Consider the following 3,533-nt stretch of genomic DNA (forward strand, 5'->3'; position numbering starts at 1 on the left):
CCGCTGGAGGTGCCGCCGGGTAAGAAGGTCTCGGATCTGGAGCGCTGGAGGATCGGCCCGTCGAAGGCGTCCGCGCCGCAGATCGTCAAGTCGCTGGATCTGGTGGCCGAGACCGGCGGCACCGAGCTCGGCCGGCTGGAGCTGGACGCCGCGGTAGCTGCTCGGCAAGGCGCGGCGGGAGGCCGACAAGGGGCCGGGAACGGTGAGGGGTCCATCAGCCGGTCGTGGAGAGAGCGTCGGCTGGTGCGGGCGCAATCGCGCGGCGCCCGATGGCGACGGTGACCGGAGCGACCAGGAGTATGACAACGACGAGGAGCCCTAGAAGGGTGAACACCGGGCCGGGTCGCAGGAGTTCGCCGGAGACCGCCATCGCCGTGGGGAGCACCGCGGCCGCGGATACGATCAGCCCCGCGATGACGCCTGTCACCGTGACAATGATCATCTCTGTTGACAGGATCCTGCCTACCTGGCGCCGGGTCGCCCCGGCCAGGCGTAGCAGAGCGAACTCCCGCCGCCGGGCGAGGACCGAGACGCCGAGCGTGTTCACGACGGCAATGGCGGCATAGGCCACGACGATGGCCACCAGCAATGAGTTGATCATCCCTTGGATCCCGATACCCTGCTGGAACACTGCTTCGACCGCGTCACGCCCGCCGATCGACACACCCGGAAGGCCGGAGAGCGCGGCCATGACGGCATCCCGGGCTCGTCCGTCGCCGCCGTCACGGGTCGTGACGATCAGCTGAGGAATGCTGCGGCTATCGGTGTGGGCCGCGACCAGACGCTCGGGCAGCAGCAGGCTCTCGTAGCCCGGCCGGTCCGCGAAGGTCGCCACAAGACGCAGGTCCCCGGACGTTCCGTCGCCGAACCGGAACAAGACGCGGTCACCCGGAACGACGCCGAGCCTGCCTGCGGTCGTCTGCGGCAGCGCAATGCTGTCACCCGTGAGCTGGGTGAGCGAGCCGCTCACCGGGCGGGTGTGGAGCACGCCGGCCGCGCCTTCGGCGCTGACGCCGCGCACAGCCCACGGTCGATCCCGGTGCGATGGGTCGTAGGGGCGCTCGATCCATCCCCCGCTGGTGACGAAGCCACTCGCCGCTACCACCCCGTCGATCGCGCGCACCCGGTCGGTCAGCGACGTGTCGACCCCGCCGGGCACCTGCGCGACAAGGTCGGCGCGCACACTGGCGATCGACGCCTCCTGCTCGGCCTGGACCTGGATCGACTGCGCAGCCAGATTCCCCACGCCGATGCCTACGACAAGCGCGATGGATGTGGCAACAGTGGACAGCTGGGCGGTCCGGGCGCGAGCATTGTGGACCGCCAGCGCCCCCAGGGAGCCTGCGAACGTCCGGGCGATGGGCCGCAAGAACACGATTCCGGCGCGGAGGACGGCCGGGGCCAGCAGCGCCACGCAAATGCTCCCGGCCAGTACGGCGGGACCGCTCGTCGCCGAGGTCAGGGACGGGCTCATGAGGCAGGTGATCACAGCGAGAGCAATGGTGCCAAGAGCGAAGACGACTCCGAGAATCCAGCGCAGCGGACCGACGCGATAGCGCGGTGTCGCGGCGTCGCGCAGCGCGTCGATCGCACGCGCCCACCGTGCCGGCCGTGACGCGATCCGCGCCGAAATCCAGACCACCGATGTCGTGGTGATCAGCGCGACCAGGAACGGTATGGGGCCAAGGCTCAGCTGCAGCACCGCCGGAACGATCCCGACACCGGACAGGACCGCGAAGAGTAGATGGGCCAACGGCACTCCGAGCGTGAGCCCGGCCAGGACGCCCGCGACACCGATGGTCATCGTCTCGCCGACGATCAATCGGCGGGCCTGCCGGCCGGTCGCGCCGGTAGCACGCAGAAGACTGATCTCGCGTGCGCGCTGTCGGACCGCGAGGCCGATCATCGTGGACACGATGGTCGCCAGCACCACGAGCACGATGCCGCCGAAGACCGCGCCGATCACGATCGTGGACGTTCGGGCGCCGGATACTGCAGGGTCCTCCGCCGCGCCCCGCCCGTCCCCGGTGAGTACCCTGACGCCCGCGGTCTTCTGAACGATCCTGGGGCCGATGTCCTCGATGTCCGTGCCTGGCTTGGGCAGGACGCCGATCGCGTCGAGCCGGCCGTCCCCGCTGCGAACGGAGGCCTCGGTGTCGGAGAAGAACACCGTGGCGGGAGCATCCGGCTCACCGGCGGTCCCGGTCACCCGGTAGCCGGTCAGTGCGCCGCCTCGCGTCAGCCGGACTTCGTCACCCGGTCCGACCTTGAGTTCCTCCGCAGCAGACGCGCTCACCGCGACCTCATCAGCGGCGGAAGGTGCCCTTCCTCCGGTGAGGTGGAGGGGCCCCAGCTGCGATGACCCCCAGTTTTGACCGGTGAGCAGGCCGGAAGGTCCGCCGACGGAGAAGAATTGAACCGGCACGGTTGCGGCCACGCCGTCGACGCCCATGATCGTCTGGCGGACTGCGGGATCGAGGCGGTGTCTTTCGGGGTAAGGCCGGTAGTCGGTGGTCGGGCTGTTCTGCTCGTCCAGCATGCGATAGCTCGGGTCGCCGATGACTACGAGTGGCGCGCCGTCCAAGCGCTCAGGAGGTGCCGCCAGCCGGATGCCCGTCTCGAACAGCGACCCGGCGATCAGGACCAAGGCTGCGCCGAGCATCGTCGCGACGAAGACGGCGGCAAGTGCGGCCAGCCGTCGCCTCACACCGCTCAATACCAGTGTCCACATCAGCGTGCCTCAAGGGTGTGTCCGCTCGAGAGCAGGGCGAGCCGTTCGGCCACCCGCTGTGCCGTCGGCTCCTCCATCCGGTCGGCGAGGCGGCCGTCGACGAGGAACTCGACGGCGTCGGCGTAGGACGCGGCGACCGGGTCGTGGGTGGTCATCATGATCGTCTGGCCCGTCTCGTCGACCGCAGCGCGAAGGAGCGTGAGGATCCGGCCGGCCGTGGCGGTGTCGAGCGCGCCCGTGGGCTCGTCGGCGAACAGGACGTCGGCGTCGCTCGCCATGGCCCGCGCGATCGCCACTCGCTGTTGCTGGCCCCCGGACAGTTCGGAGGGGAGACGATGGGCCCGCTCGGCGAGCCCCACGCGTTCGATCGCCTGGAGCGCGCCGTGCCGATCGGGTCGGCGTCCTGCGAGAACGTTGGGCAGCGTGACGTTCTGGATGACGTCCAGGGTGGGCATCAGGTTGAACGATTGGAAGATGAACGCCACCCGGTCCCGTCGCAAAACGGTCAGCTGGTCGTCGGTCATCCCCTCAAGATTCTGATCGGCCAGCGTGACCGTGCCGGAGGTCGGCGCGTCCAGTCCCGCCGCGCAGTGCATCAGTGTGCTCTTGCCGGAGCCGGAAGGCCCCATCACCGCGGTGAAGCTCCCCGGAGGCAGGCTCAGCGTGAGCCCGTCGAGTGCGTGGATCGTCTGGTTGCCGCCGCCGTACACCTTGGTCACCGCATGAAGCCGCACGGGTACCAGCGGCCGCGAGCCGGCCCTTGAGCTCACGCTCATGGCGCATCCTTCTGTTCATGGGTATA

Annotated in this window: 3 protein-coding genes; 1 reads left to right on the forward strand and 2 read right to left on the reverse strand. The window is 69.5% G+C overall.

The genetic code is table 11. The features are described 5' to 3' along the window. The coding region (locus HOV77_RS30680) for a hypothetical protein (RefSeq protein WP_290868520.1) at positions 1-282 on the forward strand (282 nt) is incomplete at its 5' end. Here HOV77_RS30680 and HOV77_RS30685 read toward each other — a convergent pair. Both HOV77_RS30685 and HOV77_RS30690 read right to left on the reverse strand, forming a co-directional pair. Continuing rightward, positions 215-2,707 carry an ABC transporter permease gene (locus HOV77_RS30685; RefSeq protein WP_290868524.1) on the reverse strand — a complete coding sequence of 831 codons (2,493 nt, stop codon included), beginning with the start codon at positions 2,705-2,707 and terminating at the stop codon, positions 215-217. The genes HOV77_RS30680 and HOV77_RS30685 overlap by 68 nt on opposite strands. 23 nt (positions 2,708-2,730) lie before the next feature. Further along, positions 2,731-3,450, reverse strand: coding sequence for an ABC transporter ATP-binding protein (locus HOV77_RS30690; RefSeq protein ID WP_290868527.1), 720 nt, complete (start codon positions 3,448-3,450; stop codon positions 2,731-2,733). Between the last annotated feature and the right edge of the window lie 83 nt (positions 3,451-3,533).

It is taken from the genome of Hamadaea sp., assembly GCF_013362815.1.
Classification (GTDB): domain Bacteria; phylum Actinomycetota; class Actinomycetes; order Mycobacteriales; family Micromonosporaceae; genus Hamadaea.